The sequence below is a fragment of the Psychrobacter sp. APC 3281 genome (assembly GCF_030407815.1).
GTDB lineage: Bacteria > Pseudomonadota > Gammaproteobacteria > Pseudomonadales > Moraxellaceae > Psychrobacter.
Genome location: NZ_JASDCS010000007.1, coordinates 89,044 through 108,769, shown reverse-complemented (window position 1 = coordinate 108,769; position 19,726 = coordinate 89,044). Strand labels below are relative to the sequence as shown.

18 protein-coding genes are annotated in these 19,726 nt (G+C 41.5%); 8 read left to right on the top strand and 10 right to left on the bottom strand.

Translation table 11 applies throughout. The features are described from left to right. Positions 1-113 precede the first annotated feature (113 nt). The gene (locus QL886_RS07410; RefSeq protein WP_290178203.1) at positions 114-932 is read left to right on the top strand and encodes a DUF2939 domain-containing protein; all 819 of its coding nucleotides are present in this window, start codon (positions 114-116) and stop codon (positions 930-932) included. Between the two features lie 154 nt (positions 933-1,086). On the opposite strand, the gene QL886_RS07405 is transcribed toward QL886_RS07410, so the two are convergent. Next, on the bottom strand, positions 1,087-2,151 hold the full coding sequence (locus tag QL886_RS07405; protein ID WP_290178202.1) for a disulfide isomerase DsbC N-terminal domain-containing protein: 1,065 nt from the start codon (positions 2,149-2,151) through the stop codon (positions 1,087-1,089). 377 nt (positions 2,152-2,528) lie between these two features. Next, positions 2,529-3,233: a 16S rRNA pseudouridine(516) synthase gene (locus tag QL886_RS07400; protein WP_057757631.1), complete on the bottom strand. Its 705-nt coding sequence runs from the start codon at positions 3,231-3,233 to the stop codon at positions 2,529-2,531. A gap of 197 nt (positions 3,234-3,430) precedes the next feature. Between QL886_RS07400 and QL886_RS07395 the strand changes: the two genes are divergently transcribed. From QL886_RS07395 to QL886_RS07380, 4 genes are all read left to right on the top strand, one after another. Next, positions 3,431-4,033 carry a YigZ family protein gene (locus QL886_RS07395; protein ID WP_290178201.1) on the top strand — a complete coding sequence of 201 codons (603 nt, stop codon included), beginning with the start codon at positions 3,431-3,433 and terminating at the stop codon, positions 4,031-4,033. 204 nt (positions 4,034-4,237) lie between these two features. Then, positions 4,238-5,335, top strand: a complete 1,098-nt coding sequence (locus QL886_RS07390) for an alpha/beta fold hydrolase (protein ID WP_290178199.1) — start codon at positions 4,238-4,240, stop codon at positions 5,333-5,335. 59 nt (positions 5,336-5,394) lie between these two features. Next, positions 5,395-5,946, top strand: a complete 552-nt coding sequence (locus QL886_RS07385; protein ID WP_057757622.1) for an acyl-CoA thioesterase — start codon at positions 5,395-5,397, stop codon at positions 5,944-5,946. Between the two features lie 177 nt (positions 5,947-6,123). Next, positions 6,124-6,501: a DsrE family protein gene (locus tag QL886_RS07380; protein WP_102078217.1), complete on the top strand. Its 378-nt coding sequence runs from the start codon at positions 6,124-6,126 to the stop codon at positions 6,499-6,501. A gap of 113 nt (positions 6,502-6,614) precedes the next feature. Here QL886_RS07380 and QL886_RS07375 read toward each other — a convergent pair whose 3' ends face one another. Beyond that, positions 6,615-7,724 carry a hypothetical protein gene (locus QL886_RS07375; RefSeq protein WP_290178198.1) on the bottom strand — a complete coding sequence of 370 codons (1,110 nt, stop codon included), beginning with the start codon at positions 7,722-7,724 and terminating at the stop codon, positions 6,615-6,617. Position 7,725: 1 nt separating this feature from the next. Next, a complete protein-coding gene (locus QL886_RS07370; protein ID WP_290178197.1) occupies positions 7,726-8,931 on the bottom strand; it encodes a hypothetical protein in 1,206 nt (401 codons plus the stop codon). Positions 8,932-9,304: 373 nt separating this feature from the next. On the opposite strand from QL886_RS07370, the gene QL886_RS07365 reads away from it, so the two are divergent. Beyond that, positions 9,305-10,354: a nitronate monooxygenase gene (locus tag QL886_RS07365; RefSeq protein WP_290178196.1), complete on the top strand. Its 1,050-nt coding sequence runs from the start codon at positions 9,305-9,307 to the stop codon at positions 10,352-10,354. Positions 10,355-10,373: 19 nt separating this feature from the next. Here QL886_RS07365 and QL886_RS07360 read toward each other — a convergent pair whose 3' ends face one another. Then, positions 10,374-11,093 (bottom strand): aspartate/glutamate racemase family protein, encoded by a 720-nt coding sequence (locus tag QL886_RS07360; protein ID WP_290178195.1) that lies wholly within the window; start codon positions 11,091-11,093, stop codon positions 10,374-10,376. Positions 11,094-11,433: 340 nt separating this feature from the next. Between QL886_RS07360 and QL886_RS07355 the strand changes: the two genes are divergently transcribed. Next, the gene (locus QL886_RS07355) at positions 11,434-11,688 is read left to right on the top strand and encodes a DUF2798 domain-containing protein (protein WP_102078218.1); all 255 of its coding nucleotides are present in this window, start codon (positions 11,434-11,436) and stop codon (positions 11,686-11,688) included. Between the two features lie 110 nt (positions 11,689-11,798). Here QL886_RS07355 and oppF read toward each other — a convergent pair whose 3' ends face one another. The 5 genes from oppF to QL886_RS07330 form a co-directional block, all read right to left on the bottom strand. Further along, on the bottom strand, positions 11,799-12,821 hold the full coding sequence (oppF, locus tag QL886_RS07350; protein WP_290178194.1) for a murein tripeptide/oligopeptide ABC transporter ATP binding protein OppF: 1,023 nt from the start codon (positions 12,819-12,821) through the stop codon (positions 11,799-11,801). A gap of 3 nt (positions 12,822-12,824) precedes the next feature. After that, complete coding sequence (gene oppD, locus QL886_RS07345) at positions 12,825-13,994, bottom strand: oligopeptide ABC transporter ATP-binding protein OppD (RefSeq protein ID WP_290178193.1); 1,170 nt, start codon at positions 13,992-13,994, stop codon at positions 12,825-12,827. A 27-nt stretch (positions 13,995-14,021) separates the two neighbouring features. Then, a complete protein-coding gene (oppC, locus tag QL886_RS07340; protein ID WP_057757598.1) occupies positions 14,022-14,927 on the bottom strand; it encodes an oligopeptide ABC transporter permease OppC in 906 nt (301 codons plus the stop codon). 98 nt (positions 14,928-15,025) lie between these two features. Continuing rightward, entirely contained in the window at positions 15,026-15,946 is a 921-nt protein-coding gene (gene oppB / locus QL886_RS07335; protein ID WP_290178192.1) for an oligopeptide ABC transporter permease OppB, read from the bottom strand. A gap of 188 nt (positions 15,947-16,134) precedes the next feature. Next, positions 16,135-17,805, bottom strand: coding sequence for an ABC transporter substrate-binding protein (locus QL886_RS07330; RefSeq protein WP_290178191.1), 1,671 nt, complete (start codon positions 17,803-17,805; stop codon positions 16,135-16,137). Positions 17,806-18,738: 933 nt separating this feature from the next. Between QL886_RS07330 and QL886_RS07325 the strand changes: the two genes are divergently transcribed. Next, positions 18,739-19,716 (top strand): zinc-binding dehydrogenase, encoded by a 978-nt coding sequence (locus QL886_RS07325; protein WP_290178190.1) that lies wholly within the window; start codon positions 18,739-18,741, stop codon positions 19,714-19,716. Positions 19,717-19,726 lie beyond the last annotated feature (10 nt).

Sequence of the window (19,726 nt, the reverse complement as noted above, 5' to 3'; positions counted from 1 at the left end):
AACCATAATGCTTAGACTTAACCAACAAATACGGTGAAGGCTGCTTAGCCAAATCAATTATAAAAAGTTTGCGCTATTTATGGAGATGGTCTGCTGATTTATCAAGCTCTTAAATGATGAAATTAGTAGTTGGCATCGCTGCGGCAAAAGCCAAACGATTCATTAAGGTTACTGCAAAGCTTTTCGTACCTGAGCGGTGCCCAGTCGTGCTAATATTTACCGCCACATCTACGGTCATTTATACTCATAGTGATGACGCTTGCGACAAGGTATCAAGTCTTATGAAAAAGCTGGTTATTCTATTAATCATCATTGCGGTAGCAGTGTATGCAGGCTCGCCTTATTACAGCGCTTATCAGCTCAAAAACGCTTATGACGATAAAGACGGTGCCACTATCGCAGCGGCTATTGATTATGAGCAAGTGCGACCAAGCGTCCAAAATCAGCTAACCAGCCAATTTGCGACGACAATGACTAAGTATCCATTAATTTCTGAATTGGGCGGTGAGCCGTTGACCCAAGCCGCGAATGGTTTTATCGCGCAGGCAGTTGAAGGTGCTATCACTCCGCAAAATATCGAAAAGGTGATTAATACCCAAGGTCAAGCCAATACAGCAACCAAAGAGCTAGCTGCAGCATGGGCCATCGCTAGCGATCAAGTTGATTTGAAAAACCTAATTCAGAGCTTAATTATTCAGCGCGGTGATGTCGATGCCGTGGTCAAAAGCCAAATGCAGCAAGTCATGAAAAAACAAGCGGCAGAACTTGAGCAGCAAGTCGCCCAAGGCAATGACAGCGAAAAGCCAACGCTGAGCTACTGCGGTATTAACTGCTTTAGTATTAGTGGTCAGGTAAAAGGCTACCCTCTCACTATCGAGATGCAACGTGAAGGACTTATCAATTGGAAAATCGTTGATATCGTCTTACCATAAATTATTTAAGACAGCTTTTGAGATGCAAAAATGTCTACATAGAACCCAAAAAGACCGCCTTATGAACTGATTCATAGGGCGGTTTTTTTACTTTGTTTAGCAGTCCAATACCTTAAAGTTTTGAATTGCTAGAACACTCAACCATACTAATCAATTATTCAACACCCAAAAATTCTAGAAATTCTGGACTCTCAAAACTCGCCTGATATAGCACGCCATCTTCACGATAGATTGCAGGCGTCGCCATTACCGCGAGTCCAGCTGCTTTTTCACGATTGGGTGTTACATGGTCAACCGTACAACTTGCTGATGCAGGTGTCATTTCACCTGTCAGCATTGCCTTGTCAAATGCCTGACGACGACTGTCTTCATCCGCTTGGCACCAGATACCACGCATCTGCTTTGGTGACGCCTCATATATCGGATAGCCGATGACATTGACCGTCACGCCTTTTGCATTGAGTGATGGCACTTGATGATGCAGGCGGCGGCAGTAAGGGCAGTTCACATCATCAGCTACATAGATAACGGCTCTCTCAGTAGTGGTTGCTGGATAAGTAATCAGCTGGCTTTTATCCAATGACGCAAACACAGACTGGTTTTTACGTTTTTCAAAGTTCTCATCGAGGCCGATAAACTGACCATTTTCGATGACTGATATTTCACCATCGGTAATATACTGCGCATCATCTGATAGTAAAAACGGCACCCCTTCTAGCGTTGCTCCCCAGATAACACCCGGTACTGCGGTATAAAAGAATGGCGTTTTAGCGCTCATGTTCTTAAGCGCAGCCATATTTGCTAGCATGTCAGACTTGACACTCGTATTGACAGGTTCGCCTACCTGCGCACTCGTGCTACGTACTGGTGTTTTAGTCACTACCCGTTTGCTTGGGTTTTTCTGTAGCTCACCTTGAATGACGTAACGGCCATCTTCGGTGATGTGCAGCGGCAACTGCCCAGCTAAATTTACTTGATACATATTAGGCAGTTTGGATGGCACAATAGAAGTAATCTGTGTTTTGATGCCTGCTTGGGTCAATATTTGGCGCAATCGCTTATCGACATTCTCACTCACTGCTTGAGCTGCTTGTGAATTTGTAGTGCTTTGCGTTACGTTATTGCTATTAGCATCCGCTGAACTTGGCTGAGCACAAGCAGTGGTTGCTAATAGTATGACGCTGATTAGGCTAGCGGACTTTAATACAGGTAATGTCACAGAGAGATTCCTATCTGGTTTTTAATGATGGCAGTTTTCAATATTAAGACCAATTCCAAATCTACAACTAACTGAAAGGTAGCAATACATTTTCTGATTAGTCAGATTTTTAGAGTTGGTTTCAGGGTTGTCTATCATAAAAATATAGATAAAAAAGACTGTAGCATAGGGGATAGTTTTGCAAAGCACTAAATGGCTAATGTCGCAAAACTGCTACTTATCTTTAAGAGATAGGCAACACAGGTAGGTAATAGACATAAATACAATATAGCAGACCGCAAAAAGCAGCACACTAAGTAGCGGCTGCTAATGGGTTCAAAACGATAGTTTCAAGACAAATACTAAGGCCAAAGCTTAATAATCTCAGTGCTCATTTATTAAAACTTGGCAACTTCTTCTGGCGTTAAGAAACGGCTATCGCCTTTTTCTAGACCTTCTAGATTGATGTGACCGATACTGGCGCGGTGCAGCTCAGTGACTCGATTACCGAAGTAGCCCATCATACGTTTGACCTGATGATACTTGCCCTGCTCTAATGTTAGGCGTGCATGTTTTTCATCAATGAACTCAAGAACAGCAGGCTTGGTTGGCTCATAATCACCTTCAAGCAAGATGCCTTCCGCCACTTTCTTCACGGCTTTTTCTTGTGCATCACTATCCATTGCATCTGCCAATGTCAGCTCGTACACCTTTGCATGCTCGTGCTTAGGACTGGTGACACGATGTAGCCAGCCGCCATCATCACTCATCAGCAATGCGCCAGTGGTATCGACATCGAGACGCCCAGCGATACGCAGGCTACCCAATTCTGGTACAGCAATCAGTTCAGTGACGATTGGATACTCTTTAACTTTTAGCGTGCACTCAAAGCCTTCAGGCTTATACAACAAGATATAGCGATTGCCCGCAGCGACCGACAATGGCTCGCCCGCCCACATCACATCATCATTGACCACATCGACATGTAGGCCAGGATCTTTAACCACTTGATCGTTTACGGTGATTTCGCCGGCGTGCATGATCTTTTTTGACTCTTTACGCGACAGCTCGGTGGCTTTACTAATGAATTTATCTAAACGCATACTATTTACTACCATCGGTTTTATTATACCAGCCCTAAATCAGAAACTAACGACGCCAGCACTCAGCCGTGAGCGGCTCGTTATCTTCGATGGTTAGAAATGGTACTATAATGAAAAATTAAATGAACACTGTGCTCAATACAAAAGCCAGTGAAAGTCAGACCAGTTTAACATATCCAACCTAAGCCTGATGAAATATGAGCTATCAAACGCTAAAACGTGCCGTTACCACGCGACTCGAAATTAAAAAATCTGAGTTTATCGCTTACGCCTATCCGGTGATCTCTCGTGAACAAGCAATGTTTCACGTGGAACAACTTCGTGAGCAATATCCAGATGCACGGCATTTCTGCTGGGCATACATCATCGGTGATCCAGATAATACCACCAGTGCTGGTTTCGATGATGATGGCGAGCCAAGCGGTACGGCAGGCAGGCCGATATTGAATGTACTGCAGCATAAGTCGATCGGCAACGTTATTATCATCGTGGTGCGTTACTTCGGTGGTATCAAATTGGGTGCTGGCGGTCTTACCCGTGCTTATGCGGGCTCTGCTCAAGCGGCCGTCGACGAGATGATATTAAACCCTTATGTACCGATGACCCAGATTCAGATACTGGCAGAGTTTGCGACTGAAGCGCAATGCCGCTATATGATAGAGAGCCTTGGCGGTCATATCGACGATGTCGCCTATAGCAAGCAAGTAACCTTAACCGCCACACTTGCTGAAGCAGATGTCGAAAATTTAAAAGCGCGCTTAGCAATGGATGGTCGAGTATTGGATAAGCCAGAAGATTAAAAATTTCTGATTAACTACTCTCGTCGCAAATTTTGGACAGCTCTCCTTTCAATATATTTATTTGTTAGATTTTTTCAGTAGCTGTTTTCAGTAACCATGCGTTCACTGAAAATTATTGGTTTTCACAGGTACTGGCGTTATGATAAAAAAACCTTACCACGCTACTCTATTTGTTTTTCCACGATCATTAAATAAGACCAAAATATGTCAACTTCAACCAAACCTTTTTCTCCAGCCCCTTTTAAGCCACCATTTTGGCTGACCAATCCACACTTGCAAAGCATCTTGCCCAAGTTCTTTGCGCCAAAGGCACCGACCTACCGCCGTGTGGTCGAAAAAGACTCATTGGACGAGAGCGATATTGCTTATGATTTCTATGATGCGCACCCTATAGAAGCATCAAAAGATGGTGAGCTTGAGCAAACGCCATTGATTGTCCTCTTCCACGGTATGGAAGGCAGTAGTGACAGTCATTACGCGCGCGCACTAGCGTACCAAATGCACGCGCAAGGCTGGCACTTTGTGGTGGCGCATTTCCGTAGTTGCGGCGGTATTCCTGCTAGTGGCACAGTATTTTATAATGCCGGCGATACGGACGAGGTGCATCATGCGCTACAGAATTTGCGTGAGCAGTATGCCAATATCTATGCGGTTGGCGTCTCGTTAGGAGGCAATGCACTGGCCAAATATATGGGCGAATATGAGGACAAAGTCCTTTGTAAAGGTGCTGTTGTTATCTCCGCGCCAGTCGATATGTCTTCAGCTGCCATTACTATGCACAGCTTCTTGAGTCATCGTATCTATACGCCTTATCTGCTTAACCCAATTATCAAAAAAGCGTTGGCTAACGATCTCACTCAAGATGAAATCAACTCTATCAAAGCTGCCAATCGTATCAGTGATTTTGATGATATTTTTACTGCGCCGCGTCACGGATATCGCTCCAAAAACGACTATTACCATACTGCATCCGCCATGCCGTATTTGCGCAACGTCACTCACCCTCTGCTATTAATCAGTGCAAAAGATGATCCTTTTATTGGCTTTACCGCTACCCCAAATGATGTCTCTGAGAGTGTCACTATCTTAGATACTGAGCACGGTGGGCACATCGGTTATCTGCGTTATCGCTCAGACAACGGTCAGTCCAAAAGCAAATCGTCTGTCACCAATGATAAAGAGTCAAAGACTTCAAAGTTCGATATCAACTGGATACCTGAAACTGTCAGCGCTTATTTTAATTGGATTGGTGTTCCTTCGACTAGCGAACCTTCTCAAGATGTAACCTCTGACAATAAATAATCACTGTCATCAATGACAAAATAATAAAGCCAACGTTTATAACTTTTTGAGAGTGTTTTATGTACCCATTTATCCGTTATGCTAGCACCATCGCTCATGCTGCTCTAAAAGCAAAAAAGGGCGACACACTGACGTTTAAGGACACCAGTGAAATTCAGTTTCGCTGCCGCCTATCCGATATAGATAATTTTTTGGAGATGAATAACGGCCGCGTATTTACGCTGTATGATTTGGGTCGTATGGACTTTGCAGTACGGACTGGGCTTGGCAAGCAATTGCTAAAACAACGCTGGGGCTTGGTCATCGCTGGCAGCACTATTCAATACCGTAAGCGTATTCGCGCCTTTCAAAAAGTCACACTCAAAACCAAAATCGTCGGCATCGACGCGCGCTGGCTGTATATTGAGCAATCAATGTGGGTCAAAGGGCAGCCCTGCTCATCTGGTCTACTGCGTACCGGTGTGACCAAAGGTGGCAGAGTGATCGACACGGCACAAGTACTGGCTGCGTTGGGTCAATCTGACTGGGATCTACCGCCAACGGGTTACGTGGCTGAGTGGATCAAAAGTGATGCTGATCGTCCGTGGCCGCCTGTCGATACAGCTGACTAACTTAACTTTATAAACTAGAAATCTATTACTTTTAACTTATTTAACAGATAGTACAAGCAAGCAACCTTATAGCTACTATTTCATAACAACTCATTATATAAATACATATAATAAATGTTAGGATAGTAGTGAGTACATACTCAGACAAAACAAATATAGTCTTATAAGGAGAATAATATGGCTAACACAACAGATTATGTCGGTACGTTATTTGATAATAGCGAATCAAACCCAAGCAAAATTACCTTAGCGTTTACCATGGCAGGCGTGGCACTAAAAAAAGGCCATTCTGCTACTGTGATATTAATGGTGGATGCGGTGCATTTGGCAAAACCAAACGCGCTAGACAATGTAGATATCGGCGATCCGTTTGAGCCAGCTGGTGAGTTACTAGAAGCCTTTATTGAAAAAGGTGGTCAGGTATTGGTCTGCGGCGCTTGTATGAAACACAACGGTGTAGAAGAATCAGATATCGACAAGCGCTTCGAAGTGATTAGCGGTGATGATGTGGTTGAGCTACTGATGAATGCGAAAGGGTCGTTGCAGTTGAATTAAACGGTGAGCAAAATCAGTTAATGAAGTTATAAGAATGGGTCAGTTTTCTTAGTCATCTTTTTGGTGACTTGGATGATTGGCTCTTTTTTTATAAGACAAATCAGCTTTTGAAGCTATTCTAGTGTAGTTAGAAAATCCTCGACAATCGAAACTACTAGCATTTCAAAATCGTTAACAATATCTGTTAGTTTTTCATACTCAGTATCTTTTATTATTTTGAAATCGTGAACCACCAAATTCCTAACATCATAGATTAGATCCCCTATAGTGTTCTTAGGCTCTCTCTTACAACTATTCAGTAGCTCAACACAGTTATCTTTTAGACTGGAATACTCAGACTGCTTCACAATATTTTCAGTTAAGATGTTAACCCTTGTTCTTTCTTTACGAGATGAGCTTATTCTTTCAATAAATTCATTTTTACTCATTTCATTATCGCTAAATTTTTTTATTATTTTATCTGATTTATTATCAAATATTATATCTATACAGTATTCGACCACTTGATAAAGTAGATGAAATCTCAGTAGACTATGTTCTAAGTTTTTTAGATACTTAGTAAATAAATTATAAAGAAACTCATTCTCTCTAATATTTATATCTGTTTCTTTCAATACAATTTTATCTTTATTTCTAGTTTCATCAAGGAAATACTTTTTATGACTAATGCTTCTAGTATTTTCTATATGATTGTATTCATAGTATCCATATTTAATCAAACTAGGGAAGTAATCATAAATATTTGATTCTGTAATCGAATTTAAGTTTTCCTTACATACTATGAAGACAATAACATCGTCTTCATATATATCAGATAAACTATATTTTTCTTTGTAATCAATAAACTCCTTATTGCAATTTAAAAGAATTAATAGGAAAGCTACAAATTTATACTTATTAAGATGCACATTATCGACGTAATCATGTTCCAAACTCTCTAAGTTAGATATTGTAAATATCCAACCAAGACGGTTTTTTACCGAATTTCCATTTACGATTTTTTCTCCAAAAACCTGAAACACATCGTTCTCAGCTTTTAAGTATTTATTTTCCAAAAGAATTAACTGATAATCATTCTTATCATACTCTGTATAAACTGTAGGCTTATACTCAAAATCTAGTGATGATTTTCTCTCGTTGTCATATACACGAAAAATATTTTTTGAATTTATTTCTTCAAAATCAACATCATTAAACTCTAATCCATTAAATTTTATAGTCATTTTATTGTGTCTTTCTAATATACATGGAGTAAGCCTCATCGACGGAACGATTAAAGTTTAAATACGCATCTCCTTTTTTGTCAAACAACTCACGAAATAAGTAGTGAAAAAACAAACGCTGATCATTACCTATTTTCGTAGCTGTTTTCCTTATTAAATCTAACTTAGTAATATAGTTATTGAAACCATTATTTACACCTATTGCGTTATCTTCTGTTTCAGATAAGTTTATATCGTCGATTAAAACTAACACATCATCTATACTGCCAAGAGCATTGAAATCTATAAGCTTTCCTATAGCAGAGCCAAAACCAGTCATAACTTGAGGCTTCCTGAATAAGCCTATGATATCTTTTCCAAATGGTGATGTAGATAGTTCCGCTTCTAAAGTATTGTCATCAAATATCCAACCACTAGATTTACAAGATAAAATATTAATAAATTTATCAAATGCTTTTAAGTAACTTAAGAATAAATCATCTTTGTGGTTTTTAGACTCTGAGGATAATTTATCTAAACTTTTAATGTTTTCAAGCACAGTACTCCTATCCATAGGAAGGTAATCTCTATCTAAATAAGAATTAAAACCTTCAACAATGTCTTTGAATTTATATTCACTTGGATTACTAGGTGATTTCTCATCTGACTCCATTAATAGTAACACTCCATCCAAATCTTTTTCTAGATAGTCGGAATAAAGAATTTCTATTTGATGTCTCATTGACATAGGAGTTTGACCAGTATTTAAAGTTAGCATTCTATACAAGATATCAGTCTTGCTCATTCCAAAATAAATCTCAATCCTCAACTTTTGGTTTTTTAGGTTTTCAAGTCTAGAACTATCTTCAGAGTCGTTTAACTCTTTATATAAATCTCTGATCGTAAATGTTCTTTGGAGTCCATCCAGTATAATCAATTTATCTTGTTTTTCTTGGATGTATTCATTATATCTTTCTTCTTTGAGGTTTGAATTATCTTTAAATTCTTTATCAGAAATAGCTAGAACAATTGGAGGGATGATACAACCTACTACTAAGTCTTCTTTTAGTAAGCTATACACAGTAGAAGAAGACTTTACTCTTCTCCTTTGAAACTTATTTTTAGTAAGAATTTCAGTTGACAATAAATAGTATTCTTCAATACTCATTTCAAAAAGAATATTAACCGCATTGATACGATTATCATGTATCTTACTTATTAATTCCACGTATTATCCCTTTTGTAGTTTGGTAATCAATTATTCAATGTTCTAAGAGTTATGAAAAATTTGAGCATTTCTCATTGTAGCCATACAAAGCATGTTTGAATGATATCAAAATTTATACATGAATGTGGATTATAATTTATCTTCCATAACTCATACCTACTCGTAAAGAAATTTAATCATCTTATTGAATTCATTAGTCAAAATACCATATAAACAGCTCAACTCTTAAGATATAGGTGTTTTAGCTAGGATTTCTCATCTAGTCCAAAACTCTCTAACCTATTCAGCAACTAAATAAACACTATCCAACACGCGCACTGCCTTCCTCTGCTACAGTAAGCCATGCAAATATCCTAATAAAAAGGAACCATTCATGTTCTTACTTGATACGCTTAATATCACCTACCCGATCATCCAAGCGCCAATGGCAGGAGCAACCACACCTGAACTGGCAGCGACGGTAAGTAACTTTGGTGGACTGGGCTCATTAGGATCTGGCATGACTGCGCCAAATGTTTTGACCAGCCAAATTAATACCATTAAATCGCTCACCGACCGTCCGTTTATGATCAATCTCATGGTATTGTCTGAGTATGAGTCGAGCACCTTTGATACCGAAATTCCCGCTTGGCTGAGTGAGTACTATCAAGATAATAATATCGAATTTACACTACTTGAATGTCCCTCTCAGAGATTCGCAGAACAGCTACAAGTGCTCTATGACAATCCCGTTCCTGTTGCCAGTTTTACCTTTGGTATTATCAGTGCTGAGCAAGTTCAGCGTCTGCAAGGTCTCGGCACGCGCGTCATCGGCACCGCCAATCATCCACTAGAAGCGAAAGCATGGAGCGAAATTGGCGCAGATGCGGTATGTGTACAAGGGGTCGAAGCGGGAGGTCATCGCGGTGGTTGGTTACCGCAAAGTGAAAGCGATCCATTGGGATTATTGACTTTGATTGGCCAAACCCGCGCCTGTACTGATATTCCTTTGATTGCAGCAGGTGGCATTATGACGGGACAGGATATTAAGGCAGTACAAGCGGCAGGTGCTGAGCTTGCACAAATGGGGACGGCGTTTTTGACCACCGACCAATGCGGTATCAATGATACTTATAAACAAGCCTTACTCGATGCTAGTCACAGCAGGCGCAGCTCAGAGACACGCTTAACTCGATTATTTTCAGGTAAGCTCGCTCGTGGTTTATTAAACGATTATCTACGTGATTTTGCTCAATTTGAAAGCGCTGATGAGCTACCGCCCTACCCGCAATTAAATGCCATGTCCAAATCTATGCGAGCTCATGCCTCTAAAAATATGGATGCAGAACATCAATCTTTATGGGCAGGACAAGGGGTAACTTTGGTCAAACAAGAGAGCACGCTTGAACTGCTTGAGCGACTGGTGAAAACGTTAGAGGCTTAAATATTTTTATCAGTCCGAACTACTCTAACAAAAAATCCACCGCCGCAGCTGCATGAATAGCTGTGGTATCAAATACAGGTATGGGGCTATCAGCCTGTTTGATAAGTAAACCAATCTCTGTGCAGCCCAAGATCACACCCTCTGCCCCTTGCGCTGCCAAATCTTTAATCACTTGACGATAATACTCTCGTGAGCTGTCTTTAAACTCACCGACACACAGCTCTTTTTTGATAATGCGGTGCACTTCTGCTCTTGCTTCATCTTCTGGTATCAATACTTGTAAACCCGCATCAATAAGACGCTGCTTATAAAAATCTTGAGTCATCGTAAACTGAGTACCAAGTAAGGCTATTTTGGTGAGATTTTGTTTTTTGATAGCATCAGTAGTCGCATCAGCGATGTGAGTCAATGGCAAGTCTGTGGCGGAGCGCACGTCATCGACCAGTTTGTGCATCGTGTTAGAGGCAATCATGATTCCTTGTACGCCAGCTGCTTGTAGACGCTGAGCACTGCTAGCCATTATCACGCCTAGCTCGTCCCATCTGCCTTGCTCCTGTAGCGCATTAATCAACGCAAAATCCACACTATGAATCAACAAATCTGCTGAATGTAGTCCGCCAAGCTGATGCTTGACACCTTCATTAATCAGACGATAATAGCTCTCGGTACTCTCCCAGCTCATACCACCGATGATTCCTAATGTTTTTTTTTGAGAATCTCTTTGTTCTTGAACTGCCATACTATACTCCTAGTTGTTTTTGGTCTTAGTTATAGTAAGTTATCGTAGCAAAATCGACTGTTGAGAACGCGCTATTTTTAGAGATATTCGTTTTAGAAATGATCTCTGCAAAAAGCTTTAAAATGCTGCCTTAAAGACAATAATCATATTAATAACATATCGCAAACCCTACCATTAATAATAACGATTTTACCCGTTTGACCTCACGGAGTATGATGAACACTGGTAGCCAATACCTTATCCATTTATTATGCCTGCTCACCACCTAACTATTAACTTACAACGTATGCCCGCATCATAGGCTGGGCGTAGCTAACACTATGTAGGACAACCGAATACTATGGCCAACTTCCCCACTATCAGAATACGTACGCGCCGCAAATATTATCGCCTTATCTTTACAGGTCTAATGGCGATGATGATGTCACTGATTATCTCAACAGCCCTGTTGGTGGTCAAACAAGGCTTCATCGACGGGTTTTTTATGGAGTTGATGCATTCGTGGGGACTGGCCTTTATGTTTGCATGGCCAAGTGCCTACATCTGCGCCTATCTAGTACAAGAGCACGTACTGAGTAGGATAGAGTTTTATTGAAATATGCCCTACCGCAGCTAAAACCACTACATAGTGGACATCACTGACTACGCTGACGAATTATCTATACTAGTGTTCTTTATACCGATAGCATCATGGATGTAGGTTAATTAGAGCTCAACCTTATTTTTTAAACAAGCCACTCTATGGTCCAAAGTACCTTCTAACACAGGTTTGATTTGGGCACACTCACTATCCGCTATTGGACAGCGAGTACGGAATACACAGCCTGATGGTGGATTGATTGGACTTGGTAAGTCGCCCTCTAATAACTGAATGACCTTATTACGTTCGGCAATAGGATCAGGTAATGGTACCGCTGACATCAGCGCTTGTGTATAAGGATGCGTCGGATTTCCATATACAGCTTCGTTTATACCTAGCTCGACGGCATGTCCTAAATACATAACAAGCACTCTATCCGCGATATGTTTAATCACTGATAGATCATGGGCGATAAAGATAAGCGCCAACCCCATCTCTTGCTGTATGTCTTGCAACAAGTTAATGACTTGCGCTTGAATCGAGACATCAAGAGCCGATACTGGCTCATCACAGATGATGATTTTAGGCTTTAGTATTAGAGCGCGAGCGATTCCAATACGCTGACACTGACCACCAGAAAACTCATGCGGATAGCGGTTAATCTGATTAGATAGTAGCCCAACCTTTTTCATCATTGTACGTACTTCATCTTGTACGTCAGATTTTTTCATTTCTGGATAGTAGGTACGCAGTGGTTCTGCGATGATATCGCCTACCGTCATGCGTGGGTTAAGCGACGCTAGCGGATCTTGGAATATCATTTGAATATCTTTGCGCTTTATTCTCATGGTTTTCTTAGAGGCGCCTACTATCTCTTCATCACCAAACTTTATGCTGCCAGCATTGGCTCTCACTAGGCCGATAATCGTTCTTGCCAGCGTTGATTTACCGCAGCCCGATTCACCCACCACACCTAAAGTCTCGCCAGCGAATAGCTCAAACGAGACACCATTGACGGCTTTTAAGGTGTCAGGTTTTTGCCAAAAGTACGTCCCTTTTTGTTTGATATTAAACGTCGTATGCACATCCTGCACTTGTAGTAGTGGAGCTTGGCTCTCTTTGACTATGCCTATATTAGATAATGTCATGTCCTAGCCCTCCAATGTCGATAGGTTATTGATATTAGTCTTAGGGTCAGTATCTGTTGCTATGCCCTTGGTAAATTCTGCTGAATCATCAATCTGCATCTCAGGATGCCAATGGCAAGCACGTTGACGCTCATTTGGTAAAAACTCAAGCGGCGGTGGTACATCACGGCAGATATCCATGGCATGCGTACAACGCTCATGAAAAGGACAGCCAGTCGGTAGATTCAATAAATTGGGCGGACTGCCAGGAATGGTTTCAAGCTTACCCTTATCATCATCAAGACGCGGAATAGCTTTTAATAATCCAATAGTATAAGGATGCGTCGGCGTATAGAAAATCTCTTCCGTTTCCCCATACGCCATGGTACGACCAGCGTACATCACGAGTACCCGATCACAGATACCAGCTACCACACCCAAGTCGTGAGTAATCATGATAATAGTGGTACCAAAGTCACGCTTTAGCTCGTTTAACAGCACCATAATCTGTGCTTGGACGGTCACATCAAGTGCTGTCGTTGGCTCATCGGCAATCAGTAGTTTAGGGCGACAGAGCAGCGCCATCGCAATCATTACCCGTTGGCGCATACCTCCCGAAAACTCATGCGGATACATACCAATCCGTTTTTTTGCCTCAGGAATCTTGACCGCATCTAGCATACGGATCGACTCCGCCCACGCGTCTTTTTTGCTCATTCCTTTATGTAAAATCAACACCTCGGCAAGCTGATCGCCTATTTTCATATAGGGATTTAGGGAGGTCATCGGATCTTGGAAGATCATAGCGATTTGCTCAGCACGAATCTTATTCAATGCCTTTTGCGATAAGCCCAGCAGCTCTTTGCCCTCAAATTTTACGGAACCTTTGGTTCGGCCGTTCTTTGCCAGCAGACCCATGATAGCGAATGCAGTCTGAGACTTGCCAGAGCCTGACTCACCGACGATACCCAACGTCTCACCCTCATGCAGGTTAAAATTTAAACCATTTACTGCGGTCACAAGTCCATCTTCGGTCGTAAATTGCACAGATAAATCTTTGACTGCTAATAAGCTGCTTTCTTGACTAACTTTTTTGGCCTGATTGGCTTGGGTATTGAGCACTGAGTCAGCGCCCACTTTACGGACAGTAGAGTCTATTTTCTCAGGTGCGCTATTGCTATCTTGCATTGACATGATGTTGTTCTCCTAGCGAGCTTGAGTCTAGCGGTCTTTAGGGTCAAACGCATCACGTAGACCATCGCCGATAAAGTTAAAACAAAATAAAGTAATGACCAAGAAAGCCGAGGGAATTAAAATTTGCCAAGGCGCAACTTGCATTGTTTGTGAACCCTCTTGGAGTAGCGCACCCCAACTTGTCATTGGCTCCTGCACACCAAGTCCTAAAAAGCTCAAAAACGACTCAAATAAAATCATCGTTGGCACTAGCAACGAGGCATACACCACAACCACACCAAGCACGTTGGGCACGATATGACGCAGGATAATATTGAAACCTGATACCCCACCAACGTGGGCTGCTTCAATAAACTCTTTACTCTTCAGACTCAGTGTCTGACCACGGACGATACGAGCGACATCCAGCCAAGAGACTAAGCCGATAGCGACGAAAATTAAAATAAGGTTACGACCAAATATCGTCACTAGCAAAATCACAAAGAACATAAATGGAAAGGCGCTTAGAATCTCCAAAAAGCGCATCATAATCATATCTACTTTGCCGCCTAGATAGCCTGACGTTGCGCCATACACCGTACCAACCAATACCGCCACCGTTGCACCAGCGATACCTACCAATAGTGATATTCGCCCGCCGACTGCTGTACGCACGAGTAAATCACGACCGAGTGAGTCCGTACCGAAATAGTGCTTGTTTTCAATCGACGGTGCAGATTGCATAAAGTTCCAATCAGTCTCTGCATAACCAAAAGGTGCTAGCATGGGCACAAAGATGACAAACATACCGACGAGTAATAGGATAAAAAAGCTCGTCACTGCCGCTTTGTTTTGATAAAAGCGGCGCCATGCATCTTGCCAAAGGCTACGGCCTTTTATCTCTTTGATAGGCAGTTCCATAAGCTCGGTTGGCTGGTCTACGGTAAGGCTCATAGTCGTCCTTTTACTCATTTAATTGAGAATCTGATATTTATTTTTAAGCGATAATTGGCATTTATACGGTGTGCTTTAAGTGGCCATTAGTACCAATATCAATACTGGATTTTTGGATCAATAATGGCGTATAAAATATCGACGATGGCATTAAAGGCAATCGTCAATACACCAACCAAAATGGTCAAACTAAGTACAACACCATAATCGCGATTCAATGCCCCATTCACAAATAACTGCCCGATACCTGGTAAACCAAAAATAGTCTCGATTACGATAGAGCCAGTAATAATGCCGACGAATGCAGGACCAAGATAAGAAATCACAGGTAGTAATGCTGGTCTGAGCGCATGCTTCATCACGATTCGACGCATCGGTAAGCCTTTAGACTTTGCCGTACGGATATACTGACTATTCATCACCTCAATCATCGAGCCACGCATGATACGTGCAATACTAGCGACGTAAGCCAATGCTAAAGCTGTAACGGGCAGTATCAGGTTTCGCACTGCTCCATCATTCCAGCCACCAGCTGGCAGCCACTGTAAAAGAATCGCAAACACCAGTACCAATAAGGGGGCTTTTACAAAGCTTGGAATCACGACACCCGTCATGGCAAACGCCATCAGAACATAATCCATCCAAGAGTTTTGCTTGAGCGCAGCTATCACCCCAAGAATAAGCCCCAACACCAGTGCTAATATAAAAGCGTACAAGCCAAGTTCCATTGATACCGGAAAGGACTGCGATAACAATTCATTAACCGTATAGTCTTTATACTTAAAGGATGGTCCGAAATCGCCTAGAGCCAGCTGCTTGAGATAATTAACATATTGCAGCCACATAGGATCATTAAGGTTATATTTGGCTTCGATATTGGCCAATACTGCTGGCGACAAACTACGCTCACTAGTAAAAGGACTGCCCGGTGCCAAACGCATCATAAAAAAAGACACGGTTATCAAAACAAACATGGTCGGAATGGCTTCTAAAATCCGCCGAAAAATAAGCTTTAGCATAATGCCTCTTTATAAGGTTACCTGTACAACAACGCTTGATTTCAAAATGCTCGTTTTGAGTATTTACGCCACTTTCAGACTTTCTCTGGTCCATAGCAGACGGACGCTATCAATCGGAATTGCTCCTTTTCATAGCGCCTGCTAATAAGACTGTTGGATGTCATTCTTTGATGATCAGTGCTTAATGATCAGTGCTTGGCGATAGAGATATCTTTACCTTGCCAGTTGTCTAGAGGATCTTTCGTTGAAAAGCCGATGACGTAAGGTTTTACCAAACGAGGGCTGACATAGTGATAGATATTAAGTAGCCCCATATCCTGATCTAACTGTGCTTCTGCTTTTTGATATAAGCTTGCACGTTGCTCAGGCGTGACGCCCGCTTTTAACGTTTGAGCCATTAAGCTATCAAAATTGGCATTGGCGTACTTACCGTAGTTACCGCTATTGTCAGATTTGGCAATATTCAAAAATGCTGAAGGTTCGTTGTAGTCGGCACACCAACCAGCACGTGCGATTTGATAGTTACCGTTACGGCGCGTATCAAGATAGGTTTTCCATTCTTTATTGGTCAAGGTTACATCGACGAAACCGAGCGCTTGTTTCCATAACGAAGTAGCAGCGACTGCGACCTTTTTATGATTGTCATTGGTGTTATAAAGCAGCTCAAAGGAGAGCGGATTACTCTCGTTGTAACCAGCTTCATTTAGTAGTTTTTTGGCTTCAGCAATACGCTTCTCTTTATCCCACGTGGACCATTCTGGTTTGTTTTCCACCTTGCCATTAGCTGCTATAGGTGTGAGCTGATAAGCCGCTGTTTGGCCTTGTCCAATAACTTTATCGGCAATAGTGTCACGATCTAATGATAAAGCTAAGGCGCGACGTACTTTAGGGTTATCGAAAGGAGGCTTGACGGTATTGAACTCGTAATAATAGGTACAGAGATAAGGTGAAACTCTAAGCTCATCACCATTGCTCTCTTTCAAAGAAGCAAACTGCTCGGTTGGAATTTCATTATATGTGACATCCACTTCACCAGCCTGATAGCGTGCTACATCGGTTGTGCTAGAAGGAATAGGTAGCATCGTGATGGTATCAAGCGTTGTATTGGCATCGTCATAATAAGAGGTATTACGTGTCAAAACGAGCTCATCGTTAATCTGCCATTTACTGACTTTATAAGGGCCGTTGACGACGATATTGGCAGGATCCGTCCATTTATCACCAAATGCTTCGATTGTTTTTTGATGCACAGGTTTGACGGAATTATGAATAAGCATATCTGGAAAATAAGGCACTGGCTCTGACAAAGTTACTTGCAGAGTTTTGTCATCGATTGCCTTTACTCCAAGCGTATCTATACCAGCAGCACCTTCAACGATTTTATCAGCACCAACTACTTTAGCATCAACCAAATAGCTTGAATAAGGCGACGCTGTATCGGGATCGACTAGGCGGCGCATGCTATAGACAAAGTCTTGCGCAGTAACTGGATCACCATTTGACCACTTGGCATCACGTAATTTGAAAGTCCATACCTTGTTATCCGGACTCTCCCATTCGGTTGCGATTCCTGGGATGGTTTTACCGTCTGCATCGGTATTGGTTAGCCCTTCAAATAATTGACGACCAATATTAGACTCAGGTACACCAGACACTTTATGTGGATCAAGCGATTCAGGCTCTGTTCCATTATTAATGACCAACTCTTGAGTATCTGCTAGTACGTTTGGATCAATATTGGCTGATGAGTTGGTACTATTAGTGGCCGCATTATCACTACACCCTGTCATAAACATGGCAAGTACAAGAGAGGTCGGTAAAAATACAGCAGTACGAAGGGAGAGAATGTTGTGGGTCATATAGCGTCCTAGCGGGCAGATTGATAATCTGTTAATAAGTCCATTTAAGTTTGATATTTATCGTTTTCATATCCATTATTGACGTCATTGAGAGGTGTGATCTGTCATGACGAACTTTAGAAAACTATTGGTAATATTAATAGTAAAAAAAATTATTAATGTCAACAATTTTTCAGTTCATAGAAAAAATATGAGTTTAGTCAAACATTTGCATATATTATTAGTGAGTAAAAACGAACAAAAAACATAATAATTTACGGAATTCTACAAAGATTTAACCGATTTTTTTATAAGAAACCCATCACTCGTCAAAATGCTACTCTTATGTTATAAATTGTATCTGACATATGTTTGACATTTTATAGTGCTTACGAACTAATACTTGGAATAGTATTCTATTATTAAGCTTAAGATATTTGATAATTTAGATAATCATATGGAGGACCATTCATATGATACGTTCTAGTGCGACCTTGAGTAACACTGTAATTAATTAAGGTATTCGCTGTAATTCATTGAATCATGTCACCAATCATTTTTCTTTTTAAAGAGAAACTAAAAAGAAAAATTATTAGAGAATCCTGCTTAATCCCATAAATTAAATAACATGAACAGCTCTACATCAGTGTGAGCGGTAACACGAAGAATATGACTGATGTAAGCCAAGCTTTCTATAACAAAATCCCGTTAGCGCAAATGTATCCGACTCCTAGACGACCAGTCTATTTTTAAGTATAGTGTCTTTGTTAGTCGATAACCTCTAAGCATCATTATCATGGTATCGTTTCTACTAGAAGAAAAAATACATCGATGAGTGATCTCAATAACATGATATTTATAGTCGGTTATTCATACACTTAAACATGATATTTATAGTCGGTTATTCATACACTTATACATAAATTAAATCATAAATATATAAAGGAAATCATCATGCGTAGTGCTATTCATAACAGCTTTGGCAAACCTTCTGACGTGTTGAGCGTGGGCGACAGTCCTATGCCGCAGCCTGCTGCCAACGAAGTCCGTATCAAAACCATTCTCTCCCCTATCCACAACCATGACATGCTGACAGTGAGTGGACAATATGGCTATAAGCCTGAGATGCCAGCCATCGGTGGTAGTGAAGCGCTAGGCATTATCGATGCGGTAGGCGATAACGTGACAGAGTTCAGTGTTGGCCAGCGTGTGGCGTGTGCCAGTGTGCATGAGACGTGGGCAGAGTATTTTGTCGCCCCTGCCAGTATGGTATTTAACATGCCTGATAGTATCGAAGACGAGTTGGCTGCCCAACTGATTGCTATGCCGCTGTCTGCCCTAATGCTATTAGAATTCTTAGAAGTGAATAGCGGTCAATGGGTTATCCACAATGCGGCAAACGGCGCTGTCGGTAAAACCCTTGCTATGCTCGCAGCAGCACGCGGTGTGAATACGATTAACCTAGTCCGTAGCAAAGATGCGATAGAAGAGCTGACCTCACTCGGTATCAAAAACAATGTCGTCACTGCTGATGACGACTGGAAAGACCAAGTTCGCGCCATCATCGGCGATGACAAGATCACAGCAGCCGTTGATTCAGTCGGTGGTGAGTCGAGCAATGAGCTACTATCACTACTGGGTAGCAAAGGAACGCTGGTCTCATTCGGTATCATGTCAGGCAAGCCAATGGCACTGGACGCTGGCAGCTTGATCTTTAAGCAAGCCACGGTAAAAGGATTCTGGGGTAGCAAAACCAGCCAAGAAATGGATCTAGACAACAAACAACGCCTGATCACTGAATTGCTAGAACGCGCGTCGAATGGCGATTTGAAGCTACCGATTGAAGCTGTTTATAGCTTGGACGATATCGCAACAGCGGTCTCTGGAAAAGTACAATCTAGTAAAAAAGGCAAAGTGCTTTTAAAACCTTAATTTCTACACT

Excerpts from the sequence above, each read along its gene's own strand:
- QL886_RS07410 (WP_290178203.1), top strand. The coding sequence starts at position 114 with ATGATGAAATTAGTAGTTGGCATCGCTGCGGCAAAAGCCAAACGATTC.
- QL886_RS07400 (WP_057757631.1), bottom strand. The coding sequence starts at position 3,233 with ATGCGTTTAGATAAATTCATTAGTAAAGCCACCGAGCTGTCGCGTAAA.
- QL886_RS07395 (WP_290178201.1), top strand. The coding sequence starts at position 3,431 with ATGAGCTATCAAACGCTAAAACGTGCCGTTACCACGCGACTCGAAATT.
- QL886_RS07390 (WP_290178199.1), top strand. The coding sequence starts at position 4,238 with ATGTCAACTTCAACCAAACCTTTTTCTCCAGCCCCTTTTAAGCCACCA.
- QL886_RS07385 (WP_057757622.1), top strand. The coding sequence starts at position 5,395 with ATGTACCCATTTATCCGTTATGCTAGCACCATCGCTCATGCTGCTCTA.
- QL886_RS07380 (WP_102078217.1), top strand. The coding sequence starts at position 6,124 with ATGGCTAACACAACAGATTATGTCGGTACGTTATTTGATAATAGCGAA.
- QL886_RS07375 (WP_290178198.1), bottom strand. The coding sequence starts at position 7,724 with ATGACTATAAAATTTAATGGATTAGAGTTTAATGATGTTGATTTTGAA.
- QL886_RS07365 (WP_290178196.1), top strand. The coding sequence starts at position 9,305 with ATGTTCTTACTTGATACGCTTAATATCACCTACCCGATCATCCAAGCG.
- QL886_RS07360 (WP_290178195.1), bottom strand. The coding sequence starts at position 11,093 with ATGGCAGTTCAAGAACAAAGAGATTCTCAAAAAAAAACATTAGGAATC.
- QL886_RS07355 (WP_102078218.1), top strand. The coding sequence starts at position 11,434 with ATGGCCAACTTCCCCACTATCAGAATACGTACGCGCCGCAAATATTAT.
- oppF (WP_290178194.1), bottom strand. The coding sequence starts at position 12,821 with ATGACATTATCTAATATAGGCATAGTCAAAGAGAGCCAAGCTCCACTA.
- oppD (WP_290178193.1), bottom strand. The coding sequence starts at position 13,994 with ATGTCAATGCAAGATAGCAATAGCGCACCTGAGAAAATAGACTCTACT.
- oppC (WP_057757598.1), bottom strand. The coding sequence starts at position 14,927 with ATGAGCCTTACCGTAGACCAGCCAACCGAGCTTATGGAACTGCCTATC.
- oppB (WP_290178192.1), bottom strand. The coding sequence starts at position 15,946 with ATGCTAAAGCTTATTTTTCGGCGGATTTTAGAAGCCATTCCGACCATG.
- QL886_RS07330 (WP_290178191.1), bottom strand. The coding sequence starts at position 17,805 with ATGACCCACAACATTCTCTCCCTTCGTACTGCTGTATTTTTACCGACC.
- QL886_RS07325 (WP_290178190.1), top strand. The coding sequence starts at position 18,739 with ATGCGTAGTGCTATTCATAACAGCTTTGGCAAACCTTCTGACGTGTTG.